24 protein-coding genes are annotated in these 24,876 nt (G+C 68.9%); 14 read left to right on the forward strand and 10 right to left on the reverse strand.

Annotation, left to right across the window (positions count from 1 at the left end):
* Positions 1-5 precede the first annotated feature (5 nt).
* From sufB to AC1RN5_RS07620, 9 genes are all read left to right on the forward strand, one after another.
* Complete coding sequence (sufB, locus tag AC1RN5_RS07580) at positions 6-1,475, forward strand: Fe-S cluster assembly protein SufB (protein WP_493040620.1); 1,470 nt, start codon at positions 6-8, stop codon at positions 1,473-1,475.
* Positions 1,476-1,504: 29 nt separating this feature from the next.
* Positions 1,505-1,879 (forward strand): hypothetical protein, encoded by a 375-nt coding sequence (locus AC1RN5_RS07585; protein WP_493040621.1) that lies wholly within the window; start codon positions 1,505-1,507, stop codon positions 1,877-1,879.
* Positions 1,879-2,625, forward strand: coding sequence for a Fe-S cluster assembly ATPase SufC (gene sufC, locus AC1RN5_RS07590; RefSeq protein WP_493040622.1), 747 nt, complete (start codon positions 1,879-1,881; stop codon positions 2,623-2,625). The genes AC1RN5_RS07585 and sufC overlap by 1 nt, the downstream gene beginning before the upstream one ends.
* Positions 2,622-3,659, forward strand: coding sequence for a Fe-S cluster assembly protein SufD (gene sufD, locus AC1RN5_RS07595; protein ID WP_493040623.1), 1,038 nt, complete (start codon positions 2,622-2,624; stop codon positions 3,657-3,659). Before sufC ends, sufD begins: the two co-directional genes overlap by 4 nt.
* Before the next feature lie 2 nt (positions 3,660-3,661).
* Positions 3,662-4,876, forward strand: a complete 1,215-nt coding sequence (locus AC1RN5_RS07600; protein ID WP_493040624.1) for an aminotransferase class V-fold PLP-dependent enzyme — start codon at positions 3,662-3,664, stop codon at positions 4,874-4,876.
* A gap of 12 nt (positions 4,877-4,888) precedes the next feature.
* A complete protein-coding gene (locus AC1RN5_RS07605) occupies positions 4,889-5,242 on the forward strand; it encodes an SUF system Fe-S cluster assembly protein (protein WP_421931570.1) in 354 nt (117 codons plus the stop codon).
* Between the two features lie 14 nt (positions 5,243-5,256).
* Positions 5,257-5,661 carry a HesB/IscA family protein gene (locus tag AC1RN5_RS07610; RefSeq protein ID WP_493040625.1) on the forward strand — a complete coding sequence of 135 codons (405 nt, stop codon included), beginning with the start codon at positions 5,257-5,259 and terminating at the stop codon, positions 5,659-5,661.
* A 144-nt stretch (positions 5,662-5,805) separates the two neighbouring features.
* Positions 5,806-7,971 carry a catalase/peroxidase HPI gene (katG, locus tag AC1RN5_RS07615; RefSeq protein ID WP_493040626.1) on the forward strand — a complete coding sequence of 722 codons (2,166 nt, stop codon included), beginning with the start codon at positions 5,806-5,808 and terminating at the stop codon, positions 7,969-7,971.
* Between the two features lie 208 nt (positions 7,972-8,179).
* A complete protein-coding gene (locus tag AC1RN5_RS07620) occupies positions 8,180-8,707 on the forward strand; it encodes a DUF2087 domain-containing protein (protein ID WP_493040627.1) in 528 nt (175 codons plus the stop codon).
* Here the strand turns inward: AC1RN5_RS07620 and AC1RN5_RS07625 are convergent.
* The 6 genes from AC1RN5_RS07625 to parE all read right to left on the reverse strand — a co-directional run bounded on the left by AC1RN5_RS07625 (position 8,698) and on the right by parE (position 15,738).
* A complete protein-coding gene (locus tag AC1RN5_RS07625; RefSeq protein ID WP_493040628.1) occupies positions 8,698-9,363 on the reverse strand; it encodes a glutathione S-transferase family protein in 666 nt (221 codons plus the stop codon). The two genes, AC1RN5_RS07620 and AC1RN5_RS07625, sit on opposite strands and share 10 nt — an antisense overlap.
* A 58-nt stretch (positions 9,364-9,421) precedes the next feature.
* Positions 9,422-9,604 carry a hypothetical protein gene (locus AC1RN5_RS07630; protein ID WP_493040629.1) on the reverse strand — a complete coding sequence of 61 codons (183 nt, stop codon included), beginning with the start codon at positions 9,602-9,604 and terminating at the stop codon, positions 9,422-9,424.
* Positions 9,605-9,643: 39 nt separating this feature from the next.
* Positions 9,644-10,447 carry an enoyl-CoA hydratase/isomerase gene (locus tag AC1RN5_RS07635; protein WP_493040630.1) on the reverse strand — a complete coding sequence of 268 codons (804 nt, stop codon included), beginning with the start codon at positions 10,445-10,447 and terminating at the stop codon, positions 9,644-9,646.
* A gap of 85 nt (positions 10,448-10,532) precedes the next feature.
* Positions 10,533-11,588 (reverse strand): GGDEF domain-containing protein, encoded by a 1,056-nt coding sequence (locus AC1RN5_RS07640; RefSeq protein ID WP_421931561.1) that lies wholly within the window; start codon positions 11,586-11,588, stop codon positions 10,533-10,535.
* A gap of 127 nt (positions 11,589-11,715) precedes the next feature.
* The gene (locus AC1RN5_RS07645) at positions 11,716-13,530 is read right to left on the reverse strand and encodes a DEAD/DEAH box helicase (protein ID WP_493040631.1); all 1,815 of its coding nucleotides are present in this window, start codon (positions 13,528-13,530) and stop codon (positions 11,716-11,718) included.
* A 168-nt stretch (positions 13,531-13,698) separates the two neighbouring features.
* Positions 13,699-15,738 (reverse strand): DNA topoisomerase IV subunit B, encoded by a 2,040-nt coding sequence (parE, locus tag AC1RN5_RS07650; protein WP_421931559.1) that lies wholly within the window; start codon positions 15,736-15,738, stop codon positions 13,699-13,701.
* Between the two features lie 102 nt (positions 15,739-15,840).
* Here parE and AC1RN5_RS07655 point away from each other — a divergent pair, with 102 nt between their 5' ends.
* Positions 15,841-16,824: a Gfo/Idh/MocA family protein gene (locus tag AC1RN5_RS07655; protein ID WP_493040632.1), complete on the forward strand. Its 984-nt coding sequence runs from the start codon at positions 15,841-15,843 to the stop codon at positions 16,822-16,824.
* On the opposite strand, the gene AC1RN5_RS07660 is transcribed toward AC1RN5_RS07655, so the two are convergent.
* From AC1RN5_RS07660 to AC1RN5_RS07675, 4 genes are all read right to left on the reverse strand, one after another.
* Positions 16,802-18,016, reverse strand: coding sequence for an aminoglycoside phosphotransferase family protein (locus AC1RN5_RS07660; RefSeq protein ID WP_493040633.1), 1,215 nt, complete (start codon positions 18,014-18,016; stop codon positions 16,802-16,804). The two genes, AC1RN5_RS07655 and AC1RN5_RS07660, sit on opposite strands and share 23 nt — an antisense overlap.
* Positions 18,013-18,261, reverse strand: coding sequence for a DUF3297 family protein (locus AC1RN5_RS07665; RefSeq protein WP_421931556.1), 249 nt, complete (start codon positions 18,259-18,261; stop codon positions 18,013-18,015). Before AC1RN5_RS07665 ends, AC1RN5_RS07660 begins: the two co-directional genes overlap by 4 nt.
* Positions 18,262-18,385: 124 nt before the next feature.
* Positions 18,386-19,795: a type I glutamate--ammonia ligase gene (glnA, locus tag AC1RN5_RS07670; protein WP_493040634.1), complete on the reverse strand. Its 1,410-nt coding sequence runs from the start codon at positions 19,793-19,795 to the stop codon at positions 18,386-18,388.
* A 40-nt stretch (positions 19,796-19,835) separates the two neighbouring features.
* Positions 19,836-20,174 carry a P-II family nitrogen regulator gene (locus tag AC1RN5_RS07675; protein WP_421931554.1) on the reverse strand — a complete coding sequence of 113 codons (339 nt, stop codon included), beginning with the start codon at positions 20,172-20,174 and terminating at the stop codon, positions 19,836-19,838.
* 234 nt (positions 20,175-20,408) lie between these two features.
* Here AC1RN5_RS07675 and AC1RN5_RS07680 point away from each other — a divergent pair, with 234 nt between their 5' ends.
* The 4 genes from AC1RN5_RS07680 (at position 20,409) to AC1RN5_RS07695 (ending at position 24,875) form a co-directional block, all read left to right on the forward strand.
* Positions 20,409-21,944, forward strand: coding sequence for an acetyl-CoA acetyltransferase (locus AC1RN5_RS07680; RefSeq protein ID WP_493040635.1), 1,536 nt, complete (start codon positions 20,409-20,411; stop codon positions 21,942-21,944).
* A gap of 8 nt (positions 21,945-21,952) precedes the next feature.
* Positions 21,953-22,522, forward strand: coding sequence for a histidine phosphatase family protein (locus AC1RN5_RS07685; RefSeq protein ID WP_493040636.1), 570 nt, complete (start codon positions 21,953-21,955; stop codon positions 22,520-22,522).
* 10 nt (positions 22,523-22,532) lie between these two features.
* Entirely contained in the window at positions 22,533-23,984 is a 1,452-nt protein-coding gene (locus tag AC1RN5_RS07690) for an NAD(P)H-hydrate dehydratase (protein ID WP_493040637.1), read from the forward strand.
* Positions 23,985-24,236: 252 nt separating this feature from the next.
* Complete coding sequence (locus AC1RN5_RS07695) at positions 24,237-24,875, forward strand: LysE family translocator (protein ID WP_493040638.1); 639 nt, start codon at positions 24,237-24,239, stop codon at positions 24,873-24,875.
* Position 24,876: the final 1 nt, after the last annotated feature.

Genomic DNA, 24,876 nt, shown 5'->3' on the forward strand with positions numbered 1-24,876 from the left:
CCGTCATGGCCGCCGTCAAGCAGACCATCGAACACGTCGAGGCCCTGGAGAAGTACCAGCACGGCTTCGTCACCGACATCGCCCAGGACTTCGCGCCCAAGGGCCTGAACGCCGACATCGTGCGCTTCATCTCGGCCAAGAAGAACGAGCCGGCGTGGATGCTGCAGTGGCGCCTGGAGGCCTTCGAGCGCTGGCTGGCCATGGACGAGCCGCAATGGGCCAAGGTCCACTTCCCGCGCATCGACTATCAGGACAGCTACTATTACGCGGCGCCCTCGGAGAAGAAGGGGCCCAAGAGCCTGGACGAGGTCGATCCGGAGATCCTGGCCGTCTACGAGAAGCTCGGCATCCCCCTGAAGGAACAGGCGGTCCTGGCCGGGGTCGAGGGCGCGCCGCGCTACGCCGTGGACGCGGTGTTCGACAGCGTCTCGGTGGTCACCACCTTCAAGAAGGAGCTGGCCCAGGTCGGCGTGATCTTCTGCTCCATGAGCGAGGCGATCCGCGAACATCCGGAGCTGGTGAAGAAATACCTCGGCTCGGTGGTGCCCGTTTCGGACAACTACTACGCCTGCCTGAACGCCGCGGTCTTCTCCGATGGCAGCTTCGTCTATGTGCCGCCGGGCGTCCGCTGCCCCATGGAGCTGTCGACCTATTTCCGCATCAACGCGGAGAATTCCGGTCAGTTCGAGCGCACCCTGATCATCGCCGACAAGGGCGCCTACGTCTCCTACCTGGAGGGCTGCACGGCCCCCATGCGCGACGAGAACCAGCTGCACGCCGCCGTGGTGGAGCTGGTCGTCATGGACGACGCCGAGATCAAGTATTCCACCGTCCAGAACTGGTACCCGGGCGATCCCGTGACCGGGAAGGGCGGCATCTACAACTTCGTCACGAAGCGCGCCGACTGCCGCGGCGACCGCGCCAAGGTCTCCTGGACCCAGGTGGAGACCGGCTCGGCCATCACCTGGAAGTATCCCTCCTGCATTCTGCGCGGCGAGGGTTCGGTGGGGGAGTTCTACTCCATCGCCATCACCAACGGCCGGCAGCAGGCCGACACCGGCACCAAGATGATCCACCTGGGCGCCAACACCCGCTCGCGGATCATCTCCAAGGGCATCAGCGCCGGGAAGTCCTCCAACACCTATCGGGGCCTGGTCTCGGCCCACCCCAAGGCCAAGGGCGCGCGCAACTTCACCCAGTGCGACTCCCTGCTGATCGGCAAGACCAGCGCGGCCCACACCGTGCCCTATATCGAGGCCCGCAACGGCTCCTGCGTCTTCGAGCACGAGGCCACCACCACCAAGCTCTCGGAAGACCAGCTGTTCTACGCCATGCAGCGCGGCCTCTCCCAGGAGGAGGCCGTGCAGCTGCTGGTCAACGGCTTCGTCAAGGACGTGCTGCAGGAGCTGCCCATGGAGTTCGCCGTGGAGGCCCAGAAGCTCGTCGCCATCTCCCTCGAAGGGTCCGTCGGATGACCCTCGCCCCATCGGAACGGATCGCCGCCATGTCCTTCAGGCAAGCCTTTGAAGCCGAGCGTCTGAAACGCGACGCCGAACGCCGCGCCCGCGAGGACGCCGAGCGCGCCCGCCAGGAGGCCGACGAGGCCCGGTCGGTGACGCTCTACGAGATCCTGGCCGCCGACCCCGCCTTCCTGGCCGAGAAGAAGCTGACCCTGGACCGCTCGCGCTACACCGTGATGCTCGAGCATCCCGACTTCCGCCTGCGCGCCTATTTCGAGGACGGCCAGGTCAATGTCACCGCCGCCGACAAGCGCTCGGCCACCACCATCACCGCGGCCCCCACCAAGCAGGAGTATGTCGACACCGTCGAACAGGCCCTGGACGTGCTGGCCCGCTACCTCGCCGACGAGACCGTCTGATGCTGCATATCGAGAACCTGCGCGCCGAGGTGGACGGCAAGGAGATCCTCAAGGGTCTGAGCCTGGACGTGCCCGCGGGCGAGGTCCACGCCATCATGGGGCCCAACGGCGCGGGCAAGTCGACGCTCTCCTACGTGCTCACCGGCCGCGAGGGCTATGAGGTGACCGGCGGGACCGCCACCCTGGACGGCGTGGACCTGCTGGCCCTGGATCCCAACGAGCGCGCCGCCAATGGCGTCTTCCTGTCCTTCCAGTATCCCCTGGAGATCCCGGGCGTCCCGGCGCTGACCTTCATCCGCACGGCCATGAACGCCCAGCGCAAGGCGCGCGGCGAGGCCGAGATCACCGCGCCCGCCTTCCTGAAGCTGGCCCGCGAGCACGCGGCCGCCCTGAAGATCGACTTCGAGATGCTCAAGCGCGCCCTGAACGTCGGCTTCTCCGGCGGCGAGAAGAAGCGGATGGAGATCTTCCAGATGGCCATGCTGGCCCCGCGCTTCCTGATCCTCGACGAGACCGATTCCGGTCTGGACATCGACGCCCTGAAGATCGTGTCGGAAGGCGTCAACGCCATGCGCGCGCCTGACCGGTCCATGCTGGTGATCACCCACTACCAGCGCCTGCTGGACTACATCAAACCCGACAAGGTCCACGTCCTGTCGGCGGGGCGCATCGTCGCCACCGGCGGGCCGGACCTGGCGCTCGAGCTGGAGCGCGAAGGCTACGACAAGTATGCGAGGGCCGCTTGAGCCTCGCCACCGCCCTGAAATCCGGCGACGTCACCCTGCTGCCCGGCAAGCGTGACGAGGACTGGAAGTGGACCGACCTGCGCGGCCTGCTGCGCGTGCTGCCGGCCGCCTCGCCGGCCAGCGACGCCGCCCTGCCGCCCGGCCCGTTCGGCGACCTGGGGGAGGGCGAGATCGCCCTGGTCAACGGCCGCCTGCGCGGCGACCCCGCCCTCCTGACCCTGGCCGCCGGCCAGAGCCGGGTCCTGCGCCTGCGCTTCGTCTCCACCGCCGAGGGCTCCCACGCCGCCCACGTCGCCATCGAACTGGGGGAGGGCGCGGCCCTGACTCTGCTGGAGAGCTATGAGGGCCTGGCCGACGGATACGTCGCCGACGCGGGCCTGGAGATCACCCTGGCCAAGGGCGCCAGCCTGGAGCGCGTCGTGGTCGCCGCCGACGCCGAGGGCGCGGTGTCGGTGAGTTCGGCCGTGGTGGTCCTGGCTCCCGGGGCCCGCTTCGGCCAGACCCTGCTCACCGACGGCGCCAAGCGTCAGCGGATCGAGACCCGCATCGCCCATCCGGGCACCTTGGCCGAGGTCCGCCTCGACGGCGCCTATCTGCTGGCCGGCAAGCGCCACGCCGACCTGACCACCGTGGTGGAGCACCAGGGCGTGGACGGAACCACCAGCCAGCTCACCAAGGGGGTGGTCCGCGACCAGTCCCGCGGCGTCTTCCAGGGCCGGATCGTGGTGGAGGAGGGCGCCGATCGCACCGACGCCCGCATGCGCCACAATGCGCTCATCATGTCGGACCGGGCCGAGGTGGACGCCAAGCCCGAGCTGCTGATCTTCGCCGATGACGTCCAGTGCGCCCACGGCAACACCATCGGCGCCCTGGATGAGGAGGCGCTGTTCTACATGCGCCAGCGCGGCCTGCCCGAGACCGAGGCCCGCGCCCTACTGATCGAGGCCTTCGTCGGTCAGGTGATCGAGCGCATCGACCACGAGCCGGCCCGCGAACTCGCCCGGGTCTGGGCCGCCGACCGGCTGAGGGCCTGACCATGGCCTTCGACGTCGAAGCCGTCCGGGCCGAGTTCCCGATCCTGGCCCGCCAGGTGCACGGCAAGCCCCTGGTCTATCTCGACAGCGCCGCCTCGGCCCAGAAGCCGCGGGCGGTGATCGACGCCATGGTCCACGCCATGGAGCATTCCTATTCCAACGTCCATCGCGGTCTGCACACTCTCGCCAATGAAACTACAGAAGCCTATGAAAAGGCCCGTCAAAGCGTCGCTGACTTCATCCACGCAGACCTGGCCGAAATCGTCTTCACCAAGGGCGGGACGGAGTCCATCAACCTGGTCGCCGCGAGCTTCGGCGCCACGCTGACGGCCGGCGACGAAATCCTGCTCACGGAGATGGAGCACCACGCCAACATCGTGCCGTGGCACTTCCTGCGCGAGCGCCAGGGCGTGGTCCTGAAGTTCATCCCGGTCACCGACGACGGCCGGCTGGACCTGGACGCCATTCCCGACCTGCTGACCGCCAGGACCAGGGTCGTGGCCCTGACCCACATGTCCAACGTCCTGGGCACCGTGAACCCGGTGGCCGAGATCACCCGCCTGGCCCACGCCGCCGGCGCCGTGGTCCTGCTGGACGGTTGTCAGGCCATCGTCCACCAGCCGGTGGACGTGAAGGCCCTCGATGTCGACTTCTATGTCTTCTCCGGCCACAAGCTCTACGGCCCCACGGGCATCGGGGTCCTCTACGGCAAGGCCGAGCGCCTGGCCGCGCTGCGCCCCTATCAGGGCGGCGGCGAGATGATCGCCTCGGTGGCCCTCGACGAGGTTCTGTACGCTGATCCGCCGCACCGGTTCGAGGCCGGCACCCCGCCGATCCTGGAGGCCATCGGCCTCGGCGCGGCCATCGACTGGTTCGTCAAGCTGGACCGGCCCGCCGTCGCCGCCCACGAGCACCGGCTCTATGACCGGGTCCGCCAGGGCCTCGCCGGCGCCAACTGGCTGAAGGTGATCGGCGAGGCGCCGGGCAAGGGCGCCATCCTCACCTTCTCCATCGACGGGGCCCACGCTCACGACGTGGCCCAGATCCTCGACCGCTACGGCGTCGCCGTGCGGGCCGGGACCCATTGCGCGGAACCCCTGATGCGACGCTTTGGCGTCACCTCGAGCGCCCGCGCCTCCTTCGCCCTATATAATACGGAGCGGGAAGCCGACGCCTTCGTCGACGCCCTGACCCGTACTCAAGCCTTCTTTGCGTAAGAGCCCGGACCCATGGACGACGCCGCCGCCATCACCACACCGCAACTCAGCCAGGCCGAGCTGGACGCGATCACCGATCAGCTCATCGAACAGCTGAAGACGGTGTTCGACCCCGAAATCCCGGTCGACATCTACGAGTTGGGGCTGATCTACAAGGTCGACGTCTCCGACAACAAGGACGTGGCCATCGACATGACCCTGACCGCCCCGGGCTGCCCGGTGGCCGGGGAAATGCCGGGCTGGGTGGAGGACGCGGTCCGGAAAATCCCCGGCATCGGCCAGGTGAAGGTCGATCTCGTCTTCGACCCGCCGTGGGATCCCTCGCGGATGTCCGACGAGGCGAAACTTCAATTGAACATGTTCTGACCCATATAGATGACATGACCGATCTGAACCTCACGCCCGCCGCCCCCCGGGTCCGCCGCCCTCGGCCCAAGGTCGTCACCCTGACCGACGCCGCGGCCGAGCGGGTGCGCGAGATCATGGCCCGCGCCGAGGTTCCCTATGCCGGTCTGCGGGTGGGGGTGAAAAACGGCGGCTGCGCCGGGTCCGAGTACGTCATCGAATATGCCGAGACCGCCGCGCCCCTGGACGAGGTGGTGGAGGACAAGGGCGTCACCATTCTCATCGATCCCAAGGCGGTGCTGTTCCTGATCGGCACCGAGATCGACTACGAGAAGACCAAGCTGTCGGCCAAGTTCACCTTCCGCAATCCCAACCAGACCGACGCCTGCGGCTGCGGCGAGAGCGTCACCATCGAGCCCGGCAAGGTGCTGGACGCCTGAGGCGTCGCCGATCTGATCCATAGCGCGGCTCTATGACGTAGATCGGAACAATCGATTTCCCCAATCGATCAAAAGGGGTCTTTCTAGCGCCAGTTGAATTGGTCGCCGGGCCATCATGCTCGGCGAAACGCTAGGAAGACAGAGATGGCTGACGACAACGCTCCGGGCCAATGCCCGATGGGTCACGGCGCGACGCGCCGGACCAACCGCGACTGGTGGCCTCAGAGTCTGCGCCTGGAGGGCCTGAACCAGCATTCGCCCCGCTCCAACCCCATGGGCGAGGCGTTCGACTACGCCCAGGCGTTCAAGAGCCTCGATCTGGACGCGGTGATCGCCGACCTGCGCGCCCTGATGACGGATTCCCAGGACTGGTGGCCCGCGGACTTCGGCCACTATGGCGGGCTCTTCATCCGCCTGGCCTGGCACAGCGCCGGCACCTATCGCACCTCCGACGGCCGCGGCGGGGCGGGCGGCGGGCAGCAGCGCTTCGCGCCCCTGAACAGCTGGCCCGACAACGCCAACCTGGACAAGGCTCGCCGGCTGCTGTGGCCGATCAAGCAGAAGTACGGCGCCAAGATCTCCTGGGCCGACCTCTATGTCCTGGTGGGCAACGTCGCCCTGGAGTCCATGGGCTTCAAGACCTTCGGCTTCGGCGGCGGCCGGGCCGACACCTGGGAGCCGGAGGAGCTGTTCTGGGGCCCCGAGGGGTCTTGGCTGGGCGACGAGCGCTATAGCGGCGAGCGCCAACTGCACTCGGCCCTGGGCGCCGTGCAGATGGGGCTGATCTACGTCAATCCGGAGGGCCCGGGCGGCAATCCCGATCCCGTCGCCTCGGCGCGGGACATCCGCGAGACCTTCGCCCGCATGGCCATGAACGACGAGGAGACCGTCGCCCTGATCGCCGGCGGCCACACCTTCGGCAAGACCCATGGCGCGGGCGATCCCTCCTTCGTCGGTCCGGAGCCGGAGGGCGGCGCGATCGAGGACCAGGGTCTCGGTTGGCGCAGCAAGCACGGCTCTGGCTTCGGCGCCGACGCCATCACCGGCGGGCCCGAGGTCACCTGGAGCCAGACCCCGACCCAGTGGAGCAACCACTTCTTCGAGAACCTCTTCAAGTTCGAGTGGGAGCTGGAGCAGAGTCCGGCCGGCGCCAAGCAGTGGCGCGCCAAGAACGCCCCGGCCGACATCCCCGACGCCTTCGACGGCGCGAAGCGGCATGTGCCCAAGATGCTGACCTCGGACCTCGCCCTGCGGTTCGACCCGGAATACGAGAAGATCTCGCGGCGCTTCCTCGCCAATCCCGACCAGTTCGCCGACGCCTTCGCCCGGGCCTGGTTCAAGCTGACCCACCGGGACATGGGTCCGATCGGCCGCTATCTGGGCCCGCTCGTCCCCAGGGAGACGCTGATCTGGCAGGACCCGATTCCCGCCGTCGATCACCCGCTGATCGACGCCGCCGATATCGCGGCGCTGAAGTCCAGGATTCTCGCGTCAGGCCTTTCGGTGTCGCAGCTGGTCTCCGCCGCCTGGGCCTCGGCCTCCACCTTCCGGGGGTCCGACAAGCGCGGCGGCGCCAATGGCGCCCGCGTCCGCTTGGCCCCGCAGAAAGACTGGGAGGTCAACGATCCGGCGTCCCTCGCCAAGGTGCTTTCGGCCCTGGAGGTCATCCGCGCCGAGTTCCAGGCCGGCGGCAAGAAGGTGTCGCTCGCCGACCTCATCGTCCTGGCCGGATCCGCCGCGGTGGAGAAGGCCGCCAGGGACGCCGGTACGCCCGTGGAGGTTCCCTTCGTCCCGGGCCGTATGGACGCCTCGGCGGAGCAGACCGACGCGGCCTCCTTCGCCCCGCTCGAACCCACCTCCGACGGCTTCCGCAACTACCGGCGGGGCGAGCAGTTCATGGCGCCGGAGGAGGCCCTGGTGGACCGGGCGCAACTGCTGCGGCTGAGCGCGCCGGAGATGACCGTGCTGGTGGGCGGCTTGCGGGTTCTGGGCGCCAATTCGGCCGGGTCCAAGGACGGGGTCTTCACCGACCGCCCGGGGCAGCTGACGACGGACTTCTTCGTCAACCTGCTGGACATGAACACCGAATGGCAGCCGGCGGGTTCGGACAACGCCTTCCGGGGCGTCGACCGCCACACCAAGACGCCGAGATGGACCGCCACCCGCGTGGACCTCATCTTCGGCTCCCACGCGGAACTGCGGGCCCAGGCGGAGGTCTATGCCTGCGCGGACTCGCAGGACAAGTTCGTCCACGACTTCGTGGCGGCCTGGACCAAGGTGATGAACGCCGACCGTCTCGACCTGAGCTGACCCCTCGCGGCGGCGTCCGCCAAGGACGTCGCCGCTTGACGGCTCGCGCGGCCGCCCCTATTCGCAAACCCACGGTCCGCAGTTCACCGAGGCATCGCCGCCCGCGAGGGTTTGCTAAACCTGCTCCTGACTTCATCGACTGACACCTCTCACCGTGCCAGATCGGAAGGGCGATCACCGTTCATCCCCGGCACGCGAGGGATAGATCATGTCGAGAACCGTCATTCCGCTGCAGACGCAGGACGTCTCCAGCTTCGCCAAGGCCCTGCGCGCCCAGCTCCTGGACCGCGCCACGGCGCCCAGCCACGTCGAACTGCTGAACATGCTGGCCCGCTCGGCGGGTCGCCGCAATTTCCAGGACCTGAGGGCCCAGGCCGACGAGGCGGCGCCGCCGGAAACCGCGCCCAGGGAGTCCGCCGATCTCGCCGCCGTGGAGCGGGTGGCCCGCTGCTTCGGACCCGAGGGCCGCCTGACCCGCTGGCCCGCCAAGCGCAGCGACCAGATCCTGGCGCTCTGGGTGCTGTGGTCAAAACTCCCCGCCCGCGAGGAGCTCAACGAGAAGCAGATCAGCGACCGGCTCAAGACGCTTCACGACTTCGGCGACCACGCCCTGCTGCGCCGCGACCTGATCGGCCTGGGCCTGTTCTTCCGCACCGACGACTGCCGGGTCTACCGCCGCATCGAACAGGCCCCGCCGGCGACGGCGGTGGCCCTGATCGGCCGGGTTCAGGCGTAGGCGTAGGGTCCGCCCTTTTCCAGGGCGCGCCTGTAGGCCGGCCGCGCGTGGATCTTCTCCAGGAACGCCGCCAGGTGCGGGCGGCCGACCAGGGCGCCCGCGCGGTCGGCGGCGGCCTCGAGGGGGAAGCTCATCATGATGTCGGCGGCGGTGAACTCGGGTCCGGCGAACCATTCGGTGCGGGTCAGGACCTGCTCAAGATAGTCGAACAGGGTCTTGAGCTGCGGATCGACGAAGCCGGATTGGGCGCGGGTCGCGATGGACCTCACCAGGCCCCGCAGCAGACCAGGCGCGCGGGCGGGGAGGGCGCTGAACACCAGCTTCAGCAGCAGGGGCGGCATGGCCGAGCCCTCCGCGAAGTGCAGCCAGTAGGTCCAGGCCAGGCGCTCGGGCGTGTTGGGTGGCGGGATCAGCCGGCCCTTCCCGTAGCGGGCGACGATGTAGTCGATGATGGCGCCGGTCTCGGCGAGCACGCCGCCGTCCACCGTGATCACCGGCGACTTGCCCAGGGGATGGACCGCCTTCAGCTCCGGCGACGCCAGCATGGTCTGAGGATCGCGCTGGTAGTGCTTGATTTCGTAGGGGGTCCCCAACTCCTCCAGCAGCCAGAGCACCCGCTGGGAGCGGGAATTGTTCAGGTGATGGACCGTAAGCATGGGCGCCTCCGAAGGGGGGTCACCATCGGGGGCCGGGAAGGTCGGGGCAAGGCCGAACCTAGGCCCTGCGCCGGCTCCAGACGATGAGGCCGAGGCCCACGACCACGGCGATCCCGCCATAGATGGCCCACTTGATATCCCCGGTCATGAAACTGCCCGGCAGGATGTTGAGCCCCTGCAGGACCCAGACCCCGCCCAGCAGCGCCAGCAGGGCGCCGAGGATGGTGACGATCAGCTTCATGGGCCTGTCCCCCGTTCAGGCCAGGCGGACGCTGCGGACCTACCGGCCCGTGAACGCCGCCGGGCGCTTTTGCAGGAAGGCGACCACGCCCTCCCGAGAATCTTCGGTCCGGCCAGCCGCCTTCTGGGCCATCCGCTCGGCGTGGAGCTGGTCGGCCCATTCGGCGTCCAGGCTCTCCCAGATCAGCTTGCGGATCGAGCCGAGGGCCCAGGGGCCGGTGGCCAGCGCCTTGGCCAGCTCCAGGGTGGTCGCCATCAGCTGATCGTCGGGGACGCAGCGGTTGATGAGGCCCCAGTCCAGCGCCGTCTTGGCCGGCAGGCGCTCGCCCAGCAGGGCCATCTCCATGGCCCGCGCCTTGCCGATCAGCCGGGGCAGCAGATAGGTGGAGCCGCCGTCCGGCACCAGGCCGATGCGGCGGAAGGCCTGCAGGAAATAGGCGCTCTCGGCGGCGACGATGAGGTCGCCCATCAGGGCCAGGGAGCAGCCGACGCCGGCGGCGACGCCGTTCACCGCCGTGACGATGGGGACCGGATAGTCCCGCAGGCCCTTCATGAAGGGGTTGTAGACGCTCTCCAGGGCGGCCCCGGCGTCGGGGCCCTCGGGATCAGGCGCCGGCGCCTGGGGGCCGCCACGGCCCGAGAGGTTGGCGCCGGAGCAGAAGCCGCGGCCCTCGCCGGTGAGCACCACGCAGCGTACGCCGGAATCCGGCTTGGCGAAGGCGTCGAAGGCCTGCTGCAGTTCATCCATGAGATCCAGGCCGGCCGCGTTCAGCGTGCCGGGATCGGTCATGGTGATCAGGCCGACACCGTCCTGCACGGACGTCTTGAGCTTGGAATAGGCCATGGTTTCCTCCCGGGCGTCGTTGCGCACGATCTAAGGGAGGATACCCCCGCGTCAGGCTAGGGGAAAAGCGTCTCCGTCCGGAAGCTTATGCCGCCACGGCCACGGATTCGGCCCGGCTGACCCGGTTGCGGCCGCCGCGCTTGGAGGAATAGAGGGCCCCGTCGGCGCGTTCCATGAAGTTGTGGGCGCTTTCGCCGGGCAGGCGTTCGGCCAGGCCGGCCGAGACGGTGATGGTGCCCAGGTCCTCGTTGGTCGAGCGGCGCTTGAGCATGCGCGACGACACCTCCTCGCGGATCTCCTCCAGGGTGGCCAGGGCCAGTTCGCCGCCTTCCCGGGGGAAGATCAGGGCGAATTCCTCGCCGCCGTAGCGGGCCGCGAAGCGGGGCGGGGCGCCGCGGCCGCCGATCACGCTGGCGACATAGCGGATGACCTGGTCGCCGGTCTGGTGACCCCAGGTGTCGTTGAAGTTCTTGAAGTGGTCGATGTCGATGACCGCCAGCGCCAGGCTCTCGCCCTTGGCGTCGGCCTCGGCGCAGGCCCGCTCCAGCTCGTCGTCGAAGGCCTTGCGGTTGGCCAGGTTGGTGAGGCCGTCGGTGGTGGCGTCGCGGCGGACCTGCTCCAGGTGCTCGCGCAGGCGGGCGACCTCGGCGGTGGAATCCGTCAGGCGCTTCTCCAGCGACCGGTTTTCCTTCTGCACGCGCTTGGTGGCGGTGGCCAGGGTGTCGATCATCGACTTCACGTGGCCGGCGTCGTCGCGCTCGCTCAGGGACTTCGAGGCGGTGGCCAGGGTCTGGCCGTAGGCGACGCTGGATTTCTGGGCCGTCTCGATGGCTTCGGAGACGTTGGCCAGTTCCTTGGTCAGGGCGTCTCCGGCGTCGCGGATCTGTTCGTTCAGGCGGGCCTTGGGCAGGTAGACCGCCGCCAACTCGTCGCTGAGGTTGTCGGTGAAGGCCTCACCGGTGGAGATGATTCGGGTGATCTCCCGGGCCAGGTCGCCCTCCGGATCGCCGACGCAGTGAGTCCACAGTTCGAAATTGACCGCCGTCGGCCAAATCTGATGCTGCTCCATGGCCGAAAGCGCCTTGCGCGCCAGGATATAGGCATCCGGCCCGCGCAGCTTGACTTCGATCCCACCGCTCATCGTACAGGTTCCCCGATCTCCAGGCCGGACCCGCGCGCATTGCAGGCGACCTGAGCTTGGGAAGGACGATAAGCCGCATAGCCAAACGAGCCGTTAAAGCGACGCTCGTTTGGGACCCCTGCGTCGCTTAATCTTCGCTCGGAGGCCGGGTAGGGGCGATTTTCAAGAACGCCGGCATGTCATTGCCGAAGCCGACCACGCGGTCGCCGTCGTCGCGCTCCTCGCGGCGGGGCCGGTCGCGGTCGCGTTCCCGCGAGGGACGGCCCTCGGTCGGCGCGGCGTCGCGGCGCGGACGCTCCTCGCGTTCCCGGGGGGCGCGACCCTCGGTCGGGGCGGCGTCGCGGCGGGGCCGCTCCTCGCGTTCGCGGGGCGCGCGGGCCTCGCTCGGCGCCGCATCGCGGCGGGGACGATCTTCACGTTCGCGGCGCGGACGTTCGCCACGCTCGGAGCGCTCGCTGCGTTCGGGACGCGGGGCGCGCTCCTCGGCGGGCTGGGCCACGGCTTCCGCCGGGGCGGAGGCGGTCTCCGCCTCGGGGGTGCGGACACGGCCACGGGCGCGACCGCGCGGCTTGGCCTCGGCCTCGACCTTGGGCGCCTCGGCGACGGGTTCGGGCCTGGGCGCGCGAACGGCGTCGGGATCGGCCACGAACGGATCGAGGGAGGCCACTTCGCCATGCGGGGTGCGCGGACGCGAGCGCTCACGATCACGGTCGCCACGACCCGACGAGCGTTCGCCGCCCCGGCCGCGGTCACGGCCGCCGCTGCGGCCGTCGCTGCGCTTCTCGTCCTTGATGGCGGCGAAGTCGACGCCCTCCAAGGTGATCTCCTCGGGCGCCTTGCCGATCAGCTTGAGCACCTTGTCGATGTTCTTGGCGTCGGCCGGCGTGACGATCATGTAGGTCTTGCCGAGCTTGCCCGCCCGGCCGGTGCGACCGATCCGGTGCACATAGTCGTCGGCATGGTGCGGCACGTCGTAGTTGAACACGTGGCTGACGTCCGGGACGTCCAGGCCGCGGGCGGCCACATCGGAGGCGCAGAGCAGCTTCAGCTCGCCCTTCCGGAACGCTTCCAAGGTGCGCATGCGCGTCGTCTGATCCAGGTCCCCGTGGATCGGCGCGGCGTCGAAGCCGTGCGTCTTCAGGGACTTGGCGACGATATCGACCTCGGACTTGCGATTGCAGAAGACGATGCCGTTACGCACGTCGTCGGCGCCGATCAGCATGCGCAGCGCCGTGCGCTTGGCCTTGGGATCGGAGGTGGGCAGGCGCACCAGGTACTGGGTGATGGTGTCGGCGGTGGTGGCCGGACGAGTCGCCTCGATCCGCACCGGATCATTGAGGAACTGTTTGGTCAGCCGGGTGATCTCCGGCGGCATGGTGGCCGAGAAGAACAGGGTCTGCTTCTTGGCCGGGGTCAGCTTGAAGATGCGTTCGATGTCGGGGATGAACCCCATGTCGAGCATCCGGTCGGCCTCGTCGACCACCAGGATCTGCACCCCGGTCATCAGCAGCTTGCCGCGCTCGAAGTGGTCCAGCAGGCGGCCGGGGGTGGCGATCAGGACGTCGACGCCCCGATCGAGCTTGGCTTCCTGGTCCCCGAAGGAGACCCCGCCGATCAGCAGGGCCCAGGAGAGCTTCTGCTTCTGGCCCTTGGCGTATTTCTCGAAGGACAGCGAAACCTGGTCGGCCAGTTCGCGAGTCGGCGCGATGACCAGGGCGCGGGGCATGCGCGCCTTGGACCGGCCGGCGGCCAGTCGATCGATCATCGGCAGTGTGAAGGCGGCGGTCTTGCCCGTGCCGGTCTGGGCGATGCCAAGGACGTCGCGGCCTTGCAGCGCGACGGGGATGGCCTCGGCCTGGATCGGCGTGGCGGTGGTGTAGCCGGTGTCGGCCACGGCCTGGAGCGTAGCGGGCGATAGGCCCAGTTCAGAAAATTCGGTCATCAGTTGCTATTTGGGCGGAAACGCGCCCGGTAAAGAGGCATGCGGAACCGCGGCGGCGCGGACGGCGATCGTTGCGCGCGGCGGAAGATAGGGGCTGCCGCCTTCAAGTCAACGCGTTCCGCGACTTGGGGTTCGGGCGGGTCTCGTCTTGGCGACGATTGTGGGGCTTCAGGTCCAGTCGAGGTCGGCGGCGGCGAACTCGGCGTTTTCCTGGATGAAGCGGAAGCGCGACTCCGGCTTGCGGCCCATCAGGGCCTCCACCAGGTCCTCCACGGCCTCCTCGGAGCGGGGCAGGGTGACCCGGGCCAGGATCCGCTTCTTGGGGTCCATGGTGGTTTCCTTGAGCTGGGCCGGCATCATCTCGCCCAGGCCCTTGAAGCGGCCGATTTCCGGCTTCTTGCCCTTGAACTCGGTCGCCAGCAGCTCCTCGCGGTGGGCGTCGTCGCGGGCGTAGATGGTCTTGCCCCCGTGGCTCATCCGATAGAGCGGCGGCAGGGCCAGATAGAGCCGCCCGGCTCGGATCATGTCGGGCATGGTCCGGTAGAAGAAGGTGATCAGCAGGCTGGCGATGTGGGCGCCGTCGACGTCGGCGTCGGTCATGATCACCACGCGCTCGTAGCGCAGGTCCTCTTCCTTGAACCGCGATCCGGCCTGGACGCCGAGCGCCAGCATCAGGTCCGACAGCTCCTTGTTGGCGCCCATCTTGTCGAGGGTGGCCGAGGCGACGTTCAGGATCTTGCCGCGCAGGGGCAGGATGGCCTGGGTGCGGCGGTCGCGGGCCTGCTTGGCCGAGCCGCCGGCGGAGTCGCCCTCCACTAGGAAGATCTCGGCCCCGTCGATGGCGTTGGCGGAGCAGTCGGCCAGCTTGCCGGGCAGGCGCAGCTTGCGCGTGGCCGAGGCCCGCGCCACGTCCTTGTCGCGCCGGCGCTTCAGCCGTTCCTCGGCCCGCTCGATGACGAACTCCAGCAGGGCGCTGGCCGCCTTGGGCTGGGCGGTGAGCCAGTGGTCGAAGGGGTCGCGGAGCGCGTTCTCCACCAGACGCTGGGCGTCGCTGGAGGAGAGCCGCTCCTTGGTCTGGCCCTGGAACTCGGGATTGGAGACGAAGACGCTCACCAGGCAGCCGGCCTGGGAGACAACATCGTCGGCGGTGATCACCCCGCCGCGCTTCTCGCCGGTCAGTTCGGCATAGGCCTTCAGGCCACGGGTCAGGGCCGCCCGCAGGCCGGCCTCGTGGGTCCCGCCTTCGGGGGTCGGAACGGTGTTGCAGTAGGACTGCATGAAGCTGTCGGCCTCGCCGAAGCCGGCCGGGGTCCAGGTGACGGCCCATTCGACCTTGCCGGCCTCGCCCTTGCGCTCGTAGCGCCCGGCGAAGGGCTCGGGGGTGACGGTCTCGATGCCCTTCACCCGCTCGGCCAGGAAGTCGGCCAGGCCGTTGGGGAAGCGGAAGGTGGCCTCCGCCGGGGTCTGGTCCTGGATTCGCGAAGGATCGCACCTCCAGCGGATCTCGACCCCGCCGTACAGGTAGGCCTTGGAGCGCGCCATCCGGTAGAGGCGGGCCGGCTTGAAGGCCACGCCCTCCCCGAAGATCACCGGGTCGGGGGCGAAGCTGATGTTGGTGCCGTGCTTCTTGGTGGCGCCGAGCTTCTCGATGCCGCCGATCGCCTTGCCCCGGGTGAAGGCCTGGCGCCATTCGAAGCCGTCCTTGAAGGCGGTGACATCGACGCGCTCGGAGAGGGCGTTGACCACGGAGATGCCGACGCCGTGCAGGCCGCCGGAGGTCTCATAGGCCTTGCCGGAGAACTTCCCGCCCGAGTGCAGGACGGTCATGATCACTTCCAGGGCCGACTTGCCCGGATGCTTGGGGTGCGGGTCTACGGGGATGCCGCGGCCGTCGTCCTTCACGGTGAGCATGCCGTCGGCGTCGAGGATCACCTCGATCAACTTGGCGTGGCCGGCGACGGCCTCGTCCATGGCGTTGTCCAGGACCTCGGCGAACAGGTGGTGCAGGGCCCGCTCGTCGGTGCCGCCGATATACATGCCCGGGCGCTTGCGGACCGGCTCCAGGCCCTCGAGGACCTCGATGTCCTTGGCCGAGTAGCCGCCGGTGATCGCCGGGTCGGGACGCGGCTCATGGCTCTCGGCCAGCGGCGCGGCCGGGGCGGGATTGAGGGCGTCGTCGAACAGGGAAGCCTGGGGCTTGTCGGGCATGGGCGGAAACTGGATCGATTCGATGGGCGCTCGGTATGAATCGCCCTCCGGTCTAATGCAATGGACGCGCCGCGTTGACGCACCAACCCTGGGGACAACCCTATGACCACCACGCAGGCGCCGCTGCGCATCGGCATTCTGGGCGCGGCCAAGATCGCGCCGACGGCCATGGTCCTGCCGGCGAGGGCGACCGGCGTCGCCACCGTCGTGGCCGTCGCCGCCCGCGACCCGATCCGCGCGCGGGCCTTTGCCGACCAGCACGGGATTCCCGAGATCGCTGAGACCTATGAAGAGCTCATCGCGCGGCCCGACATCGAGGCCATCTACAACGCCCTGACTCCATCCCGGCACGCCGACCTTTCCATCGCCGCCCTGCAGGCCGGCAAGCATGTGCTGTGCGAGAAGCCCTTCGCGATGAACGGCGGCGAGGCCCGGGCAATGGTCGCCGCGTCGCTGGCCAGCGGCAAGGTGCTGATGGAGGCCTTCCACTACCGCTACCATCCGCTGTTCGCCCGGGTGCTGGAGATCATCGGCTCGGGCGAGTTGGGCGAGGTTCGCGACCTAGCCGCGGTGTTCCAGACCGGGCTCGTGGATGACGGGACCGAGATCCGCTACGAGCGCGACCTGGGCGGCGGGTCGCTGATGGATATCGGGACCTATCCCCTGCACTGGGTGCGCACCGCGGCCTGGGCTGAGCCCACCGTCGTGCGGGCCAGCGGCGTCTTCGGGCGGGGCGGGGTGGACCATGCCACGCAGGCCGAACTCCTGTTTCCGAACGGGGCCACGGCGCGCATCAGCGGTTCCATGGTGGAGGAGACGCCGATGGCGCTCCTCGAAGTCACCGGGACTCTGGGATCATTGAAGGCTGTGAACCCGCTCGCCCCGCAGGTGGGCCACCTGCTCGAGGTGACCGTCGGGGGCGGCCCGCCGCGCCGCGAGACCTTCAGCCGCGAGCCCACCTATGACTTCCAGCTCCGCGCCTTCGTCGAGGCGTGCCGGGGTGGGCCGCCGCCCCTGACCAGCGGCAAGGACTCCATCGCCCAGATGGAGTTGCTCGACGCGGTCAGCGCGGCGAGTCGGGCCTAGGCTCCGCCCGCACCAGGGCGGCGGTGCGGGTCAGCCAGTCGGCCGGATCGGCGGCGTGATAGGGGTGCTCGGCGGGTTCGATCTTGTCGAGGAAGCCGCGATAGACGACAGCCTGCCGCGCCGCGGCGATTGGCGCCAGCAGGGTCAGCGCGCGGGCCGGGTCGGACCCGGGGACCGCGTCGCGCCAGTGGGCCAGCCAGACGGCGCGCACGGCGTCCAGGGCCTCGGCCGGCACGCGGTCGAGGAAGGCCGATGAGTCCAGCAGGGGGTGTCCCACCCCGCTGTCACCCCAGTCCATCAGGGCCAGATGCCGGCCATCGCCGCGCAGGTTGCCGGGGTGGAAGTCGCCGTGCACCAGGGTGTCGGGCAGACCGCAGGCCGCCAGCTCGGCGAACCGCCGCGGCAGGTCGGCGATGAAGGCGGTGAGCGCGCCCCGGTTCTTGGTGGAGAGTTCCGGCGCGGTGCGCTCGAAGACCGCCGCGATGGCGGCGGTGAGAGCGGGGCCGCGCCAGTCGGGCAGGCCCAGGGCGAAGAGTTCCGCCTCGCGGCCGATCCACTTGGCCTGGATGCCCACCAGCAGGTCCACCATGGGGAAGAGCTGGTCGATCTCGACCTCGTGCAGGTCCTTGCCCGGCAGCTCCGCCATCAGGATCCGCCCGTCGCCGTACCCCAGCAACTTCGGGACCGCTTCCCCCGCCAGGGCCTCGATCAGCGGCGCCTCGTGGGCGAAGAAGGGCGGGGTGGCCTTCAGCCAGACGGTCTGCCCCTGGACCGGGATCGCCCACAGGCTCGACAGGTTCCAGGTGCGCACCTGCCGTGGCGCGCCGGCGGGCGTCAGGCCCTTTTGCGACAGGATGGCCTTGGCCCAGGCCAGGTCGGCCGCGGGCCCGCCCAGCTTGGCGTAGCTGTTGCGCAGCGGCTGGTCGTCCAACTCGCCGTCCCACGGCTCGGCGACGGCGACCGGCTCGGCGACCTCGGCCAGGTAGGTGACCTTCACGGACTTGGGATTGGCGGCGATCTCCAGGACCCGCAGGACGGTGATCTCGACGCCATGCGCCGCGCGCACCGCCGCGATCACCGGGGCGATGTCCTGCCACCAGGGGGTGGCGATGGGAAGGGCGGGCAGGGCGCCCACAACGGCGCCGTCCGGGGTGACGAGGACGAGGCGCGCGAAGCGGGGCGGCGGGGTCACGTCTCGGGAAGATCGCGGAAGTAAGGCTCCACCGGACCCTGCAGCTTCACCGTCATGGCGTTGCCCTTGCGGTCCACGGTGGCGCCCACCGACAGCCGCACCCAGCCCTCGCTGACGCAGTACTCGTCGACATTGGTCTTATCGACGCCCTTGAAGCGCACCCCCACGCCGCGCTCCAGGACGGCGGCGTCGTAATAGGGGCTGTTGGGGCTGATCGCGAGGCGGTCGGGGGGCGTGTCGGACATGTCTGGGCCTTGAGCTTGGTGGAAGCCGCAGCTCCCTTGGGCGGGGTGATAGCCGCAACCCGGGCAAAGCAAAAGGGCCGGAGATCGCTCTCCGGCCCTTGGCTAGGTGTGGCTCAAGCGCCGACTAGCACTTGTAGTACATCTCGAACTCCACCGGGTGCGGGTGGAGGGCCAGGCGCATGACCTCTTCCATCTTCAGCTCGATATAGGCGTCGATGAAGTCGTCGCTCATCACGCCGCCGGCCTTCAGGAAGGCGCGGTCCTTGTCGAGGTTCTCCAGGGCTTCCTTCAGGGAGCCGCAGACCTCCGGGACCTTCTTCTGCTCACGCGGCGGCAGGTCGTAGAGGTTCTTGTCCTGCGGCGCGCCCGGATCGATCTGGTTGATGATGCCGTCGAGGCCGGCCATCAGCAGGGCGGTGAAGGTCAGGTAGGGGTTGCCCATGGGGTCGGGGAAGCGGGCTTCCAGACGCTTGCCCTTGGGGCTGTCCACGTGCGGGATGCGGATCGAGGCCGAGCGGTTGCGGGCCGAATAGGCCAGCTTCACCGGGGCTTCGTAGCCGGGCACCAGACGCTTGTAGCTGTTGGTGGTGGAGTTGGAGAAGGCGTTGATGGCCTTGGCGTGCTTGATGATGCCGCCGATGTACCAGAGGCACATCTGGCTCAGGCCGGCGTACTTGTCGCCGGCGAACAGCGGCTTGCCGTCGCCCCAGATCGACTGGTGCACGTGCATGCCCGAACCGTTGTCGCCGAACATCGGCTTGGCCATGAAGGTGGCGGTCTTGCCGTAGGCCGCGGCCACGTTGTGGATGACGTACTTGTAGAGCTGCAGACGGTCGGCCATGACGATCATGGTGTCGAACTTCAGGCCGAGCTCGTGCTGGGCCGGCGCCACCTCGTGGTGGTGCTTCTCGGGCTTCATGCCGAGCTCGCCCATCACCGCCAGCATTTCGCCGCGCAGGTCCTGGGCCGAGTCGATCGGGTTGACGGGGAAGTAGCCGCCCTTGGGACCCGGGCGGTGGCCCATGTTGCCTTCGGCGTATTCCTTGGCGGAGTTGCCCGGAAGTTCGATGGAGTCATAGGAGTAGCCGGTGTTGTTCGGCTGCACCGACCACTTCACGTCGTCGAAGATGAAGAACTCGGCTTCCGGGCCGAAGAACACCGTGTCGCCGATGCCCGAGGCCTTCACGAAGTTCAGGGCCGCCTTGGCGATGGAGCGCGGGTCGCGGTCGTAGGGGGTGCCGGTGTCGGGGTTCACGACGTCGCAGAACAGGCAGAGCGTCGTCTGCTGATAGAAGGGGTCGATGTAGGCGCTGTCCAGGTCCGGACGCAGCTTCATGTCGCTTTCGTTGATGGCCTTCCAGCCGGCGATCGACGAGCCGTCGAACATGGTGCCGTCGTTCAGGAAGTCATCGTCCACCAGGTCGATGTCGAAGGTGACGTGTTGCATCTTCCCGCGGATATCGGTGAAGCGCACGTCGACGTATTTCACGTCCTTCTCTTTGATTTCGTTCAGAATATCCTTGGCGGTCGCCATAGTCGTAATCCCCTTGCAGATGTCTCGATAGGCTAAAGTCTTAGACGGCCGCGGCGCCCGTCTCCCCGGTCCGGATCCGCAGAACGTCGATAATTTCCGACACGAAGATCTTGCCGTCGCCGATGCGCCCGGTGCGCGCGGCGCCGATGATGGATTCGAGCGCGCTCTCGAGCTGGTCGTCCGCGACCACCACCTCGATCTTGATCTTGGGCAGGAAGTCCACGACGTACTCGGCGCCGCGATAGAGCTCGGTCTGACCCTTCTGGCGGCCGTAGCCCTTGGCTTCGAGCACGGTCATGCCCTGAACGCCGAGTTCCTGAAGGGCTTCCTTCACCTCGTCGAGCTTGAACGGCTTGATGATCGCTTCGATTTTCTTCATGGCCCGACTTGGTACTCAAACAGCGCCGCCCCAGCGGTTGCCGGCTACGAGCACGCTCCGACGTGGGGCGACAAGGGGGCGCCCGCCGAGGGTTGCGCGGTGGCGGATGGGAATTGGCGAATGTCTATTTTCTCATCAGGGGCTGCGCAAGAAATAACCACTGCTGGAATCGCCTTTGTCGGCGGCGATCGGGCGCCTAGGATCGCCGCTCAAGTTCGGGCGGAGGCGTGTGAGATGGACGACAGGACCCCAGTTCTTATCGGAGCGGGCCAATTCACCTATCGGGGGGAGGCCGGCGCCTCGCCGTCCCCGACCCAGCTGCTGAAGATTGCGGCGGAACGCGCGGCGGCCGACGCCGGGCTCGGCGCAGAAGCGCTCGCGGCCCTGGATGGCCTGGCCGTGGTGGGCTTCACCATCGACGCGCCGGGTGGCGGGCGCCTGGTGCCGCACTCCACCAATCCGCCGGCCACCCTGGCCAAGCGCCTGGGCGCCGATCCGCGCTGGGCGGTCTATTCCCACATGGGGGGCAACAGCCCCCAGCAGCTGATCAACATCGCCTGCGAGCGGATCGCCCGCGGCGACAACGACATGACCCTGGTGGTGGGTTGCGAGTTCCTGGGCTCGGCCACCAAGCGGCTGACCAAGGGCCTGGGCTTCGCCGACTGGGACGACGCCGAGGAGCTGCCGGAGCCGGAGCGCATCGGCGATCCGCGCCCGGGCTCCACCCCCTACGAGAACCGGCACGGCCTGGGCCGGCCCATCAATGTCTATCCGCTCTTCGAGAACGCCCTGCGGGCCCGCGACGGCCGCTCCATCCCCGACCACCAGAAGCAGATGGGCGATCTCTTCGCCCCCTTCACCAAGGTGGCGGCCAAGAACCCCGAGGCCTGGTTCCCGGTGGAGCGCTCCTCGGAGGAGCTGGTGACGGTCACCGAGCGCAACCGCATGGTGGGCTTCCCCTACACCAAGTACCTGAACGCCATCATGGAGGTGGACCAGGCGGCCGGGGTCCTGGTCTGCAGCCTGAAGAAGGCGCGCGAACTGGGGGTTTCCGAGGACAAGCTGGTCTATCTGCACGGCTGCGCCGACGCCTATGACCTGTGGTTCCCCATCGACCGCCAGAACTACCATTCCAGCCCGGCCATGCGCCTGACGGGCCAGCGCGCCCTGGAGATGGCCGGCGTCTCCCTCGATCAGATCGGCCACATCGATCTCTATTCGTGCTTCCCCGTCGCCGTGGAGATCGGCGCCGAGGAGCTGGGCCTGAAGCTGGACGACCCCCGCGGCCTGACGGTCACCGGAGGGCTGCCCTACATGGGCGGCCCCGGGAACAACTACGCCATGCACTCCATCGCCGTGATGATGCAGCGTCTGCGCGCCCATCCCGGCGACTGGGGCCTGATCACCGCCAACGGCTGGTTCCTCACCAAGCAGTCCACCGGCGTCTATTCCACCCAACCCCCCGCCAGGCCCTTCGACCGCCAGGATCCGAAGGTGATCCAGGCCCAGATCGACGCCCTGCCGCATCCGGCTGTCATCGAACAGCCGCAAGGCCGCGCCACCATAGAGACGTACACGGTGGTTCATGGCCGGGAGGGCTACATGCTGGGCATCGTCGTCGGCCGGGATTCCGAGGGCCGCCGTTTCGTCGCCCAGACTCCCAGCGACGAGGCCACCCTGCGGGACCTGGAATCGCGCGAAGGGGTGGGGCGCACCGGGACCGTCAGCCAGATCGACGACGGCCAGAAGAACCTGTTCATCCCAGACTGAGATCACCCATGTCGCGACTTTATCTGATCCGCCACGGCAAGCCGGCCGCCGTCTGGGGCGAGGCCGATGACGACCCGGGCCTGGACGCCGCCGGCAAGGCCCAGGCCGAGGCCGCCCGAGACGTCCTGCTGGCCCTGCCGGAACATGAGCGGCCCACCAAGGTGGTGAGCTCGCCCCTGCGCCGCTGCCGCGAGACCGCCCAGCCCACCGCCGAGGCCCTGGGCGTCGAGATCGAGATCGACACCTATGTGGGCGAGATCCCCACCCCCAAGGGCCTCTCCGCCGAGGAGCGGCCGCCGTGGCTGCGCGAGGTCTTCCAGGGACGCTGGCAGGACGTGAAGGGCGATCTGGACTACGACGCCTGGCGTCGCGACGTGGCCGCCTCCCTCAAGGCGCGGGCCCGGACCGCGGTGTTCAGCCACTATGTGGCGATCAATGCGGTGATGTCGCAGCTCGCCGGCGACGAGCGCGTTCTGGTGTTCCGTCCCGACCACGCCTCCATCAGCGTGCTGGAAACCGACGGAAACACCTTGCGTCTGGTGGAGCAGGGGCGAGAAGCCTCCACAGGCGTCCTTTAGTTCCAGGAGTATGCGCGTGCGGCCGATCCTCACCGTCAGCGAGATGGCCGCCGCCGACACCGCGGCGATCGCGGCCGGAACCCCTGGCCAGGTCCTGATGGCCCGGGCCGGCGCGGCCGTGGCCGACGCCATCTGCGAGCGCTTCACGCCGCGGCCGACCGTCGTGCTGTGCGGCCCCGGCAACAATGGCGGCGACGGCTATGTGGTGGCCCGCCTGCTGGCCGAGCGCGGCTGGGACGTCTGGGTCGAGCGCCTGGCGCCGCCGGCCGCGCCCGACGCCAAGGCCGCCGCGGCGCTGTGGACGGGGGAGACCTTCGAGGCCGGGCAGTCGCGCCGCGAGGCCGAACTCTACGTCGACGCCCTGTTCGGCGCCGGCCTGGCGCGCGCCCTGGACGGAGAGGCCGCGCGCCTTTCCCGCCTCTGCGAGCGCATGCCCGAGCGGGTGGTGGCCGTCGACATCCCCAGCGGCCTGTCCGGCGACACCGGCCGCCCCTTGGGCGACACCGCCTTCCGCGCCGCCCTGACGGTCACCTTCCACGCCAAGAAGCCGGTCCACGTGCTTGAGCCGGGGGCCAGCAGCTGCGGCGAGGTGGTGGTGGCCGACATCGGCCTGTCCGGCGGGGGCGGGACCCTGATCGAGAACACCCCCGAGCTTTGGCTTTCGCGGTTTCCCTGGCCGGTGGTCAGCGCCCACAAGCACGCCCGCGGCCGCCTGGTGGTGGTGAGCGGCGACGCCTGGAGCACCGGCGCCGCGCGCCTGGCCGCCCGCGCCGGCCTGCGGATGGGGGCCGGCCTGGTGACCGTGCTGTCGCCCTCCGACGCGCTCTCGGTGAACGCCGCCCACCTGGAGGCCGTCATGCTGCGGCCCTTCGACACCGAGGTGGAGCTGGAGCAGATCGCCGCCGACGTCGACGCCGCCGTCATCGGTCCGGCGGCCGGGGTCAACGAGACGACGTTGCTGAATGTGCTGGCCCTCGCTCGCACCGGGGCGGCCCTGGTGATCGACGCCGACGCCATCACCGTCTTCCGCGACGATCCCGAGGAGTTGTTCTCCGTCCTCGATGTCGACGATGTCCTCACGCCACATCCCGGCGAGTTCGAGCGGCTGTTTCCCGGCCTGCTGAAGAGCGCCCCCGAACGGATCACCGCGGCCCGCCGCGCCGCCAAGAAGGCCGACGCCATCGTCCTGCTCAAGGGGCCCGACACCGTGATCGCCGCCCCCGACGGCCGTGCGGCGGTCAACACCAACGGCTCGCCCTGGCTGGCCACCGCCGGCTCCGGCGACGTCCTGGCCGGGTTCATCGGATCCCTGATCGCCCAGGGCATGGAGAGCTTCGAGGCCGCCTGCGCCGGGGCCTGGATCCACGCCGAGGCCGCCGACCTGCACGGTCCGGGCCTGATCTCCGAGGACCTTCCCGGCCTGGCCCCCCTGGTGCTGCGCCGGCTCTACGACCTGCGGTAGGCTCGGCTGTGGCCAAGCTTGGCCCTGCGTGGTAACAGCCGGCCGTCCAATAGGATGACCGCACACGTGACCCGCCTTCGCGCCGCACTCCTGGCTATTCGCACCCAGGCCTCCATGGCCTGGTGCGTAGCTATGCGCGAGGGGTGTGCGATCTAGCTTCGATCGACCCAAACCCCTCCCGACGCGGCGAGGGGGTTTTGCGAAGGGTTCGAACGCCCCCCGTCCGTTGTCTGGCGACCTCAAGGAAAGCCGATGACGTCCCTCACTCCCCAACTGCTCGCGGCGCTGGCGCTGTTCGCCTTCGTGTCCTCGATCACCCCTGGACCCAACAACACCATGCTGATGGCCTCGGGGGCCAATTTCGGCTTCCGCGCCACCGTGCCCCACCTTGGGGGCGTGGCGATCGGTTTCGGGGTCATGGTGATCGCCATCGGCTTGGGGCTCGGCGGGCTCTTCGCGGCCTATCCGCCCCTGCACGACATTCTGGCTGTGATCGGCGGCGCCTACATGATCTGGCTCGCCTGGAAGATCGCCACGGCCAAGGGAATCGCCGGCGGGCAGGGCGGGGGGCGGCCGCAGACCTTCTGGCAGGCCGCGGCCTTCCAGTGGGTCAATCCCAAGGCCTGGGCCATGGCGCTGGGCGCGGTGACCACCTACGCCCCGGCCGAGCACTACACGGTGAATGTCGTGCTGGTCAGCCTGGTCTTCATGGCCATCAACGGCCCCTGCGTGGCGACCTGGACCGGATTCGGCGTGGCGCTGCGCCGGTTCCTCGACCGCCCGGCGGTCCTGCGGGGGTTCAATGTGACCATGGCCCTGCTGCTGCTGGCCTCGCTGATTCCCCTGGCCCTCGACCTGGCGGGCCTTGGCGGGGCGGGCGCTAACCCCTAAA

The sequence above is a fragment of the Phenylobacterium sp. GW821-FHT12F10 genome, assembly GCF_058806695.1.

Excerpts from the sequence above, each read along its gene's own strand:
- AC1RN5_RS07610 (WP_493040625.1), top strand. The coding sequence starts at position 5,257 with ATGACCGATCTGAACCTCACGCCCGCCGCCCCCCGGGTCCGCCGCCCT.
- AC1RN5_RS07600 (WP_493040624.1), top strand. The coding sequence starts at position 3,662 with ATGGCCTTCGACGTCGAAGCCGTCCGGGCCGAGTTCCCGATCCTGGCC.
- AC1RN5_RS07645 (WP_493040631.1), bottom strand. The coding sequence starts at position 13,530 with ATGACCGAATTTTCTGAACTGGGCCTATCGCCCGCTACGCTCCAGGCC.
- AC1RN5_RS07640 (WP_421931561.1), bottom strand. The coding sequence starts at position 11,588 with ATGAGCGGTGGGATCGAAGTCAAGCTGCGCGGGCCGGATGCCTATATC.
- AC1RN5_RS07635 (WP_493040630.1), bottom strand. The coding sequence starts at position 10,447 with ATGGCCTATTCCAAGCTCAAGACGTCCGTGCAGGACGGTGTCGGCCTG.
- parE (WP_421931559.1), bottom strand. The coding sequence starts at position 15,738 with ATGCCCGACAAGCCCCAGGCTTCCCTGTTCGACGACGCCCTCAATCCC.
- AC1RN5_RS07605 (WP_421931570.1), top strand. The coding sequence starts at position 4,889 with ATGGACGACGCCGCCGCCATCACCACACCGCAACTCAGCCAGGCCGAG.
- katG (WP_493040626.1), top strand. The coding sequence starts at position 5,806 with ATGGCTGACGACAACGCTCCGGGCCAATGCCCGATGGGTCACGGCGCG.
- AC1RN5_RS07625 (WP_493040628.1), bottom strand. The coding sequence starts at position 9,363 with ATGCTTACGGTCCATCACCTGAACAATTCCCGCTCCCAGCGGGTGCTC.
- AC1RN5_RS07680 (WP_493040635.1), top strand. The coding sequence starts at position 20,409 with ATGGACGACAGGACCCCAGTTCTTATCGGAGCGGGCCAATTCACCTAT.
- glnA (WP_493040634.1), bottom strand. The coding sequence starts at position 19,795 with ATGGCGACCGCCAAGGATATTCTGAACGAAATCAAAGAGAAGGACGTG.
- AC1RN5_RS07655 (WP_493040632.1), top strand. The coding sequence starts at position 15,841 with ATGACCACCACGCAGGCGCCGCTGCGCATCGGCATTCTGGGCGCGGCC.
- AC1RN5_RS07630 (WP_493040629.1), bottom strand. The coding sequence starts at position 9,604 with ATGAAGCTGATCGTCACCATCCTCGGCGCCCTGCTGGCGCTGCTGGGC.
- AC1RN5_RS07685 (WP_493040636.1), top strand. The coding sequence starts at position 21,953 with ATGTCGCGACTTTATCTGATCCGCCACGGCAAGCCGGCCGCCGTCTGG.
- AC1RN5_RS07665 (WP_421931556.1), bottom strand. The coding sequence starts at position 18,261 with ATGTCCGACACGCCCCCCGACCGCCTCGCGATCAGCCCCAACAGCCCC.
- AC1RN5_RS07585 (WP_493040621.1), top strand. The coding sequence starts at position 1,505 with ATGTCCTTCAGGCAAGCCTTTGAAGCCGAGCGTCTGAAACGCGACGCC.
- AC1RN5_RS07675 (WP_421931554.1), bottom strand. The coding sequence starts at position 20,174 with ATGAAGAAAATCGAAGCGATCATCAAGCCGTTCAAGCTCGACGAGGTG.
- sufC (WP_493040622.1), top strand. The coding sequence starts at position 1,879 with ATGCTGCATATCGAGAACCTGCGCGCCGAGGTGGACGGCAAGGAGATC.
- AC1RN5_RS07690 (WP_493040637.1), top strand. The coding sequence starts at position 22,533 with ATGCGCGTGCGGCCGATCCTCACCGTCAGCGAGATGGCCGCCGCCGAC.
- sufB (WP_493040620.1), top strand. The coding sequence starts at position 6 with ATGGCCGCCGTCAAGCAGACCATCGAACACGTCGAGGCCCTGGAGAAG.
- AC1RN5_RS07620 (WP_493040627.1), top strand. The coding sequence starts at position 8,180 with ATGTCGAGAACCGTCATTCCGCTGCAGACGCAGGACGTCTCCAGCTTC.
- AC1RN5_RS07695 (WP_493040638.1), top strand. The coding sequence starts at position 24,237 with ATGACGTCCCTCACTCCCCAACTGCTCGCGGCGCTGGCGCTGTTCGCC.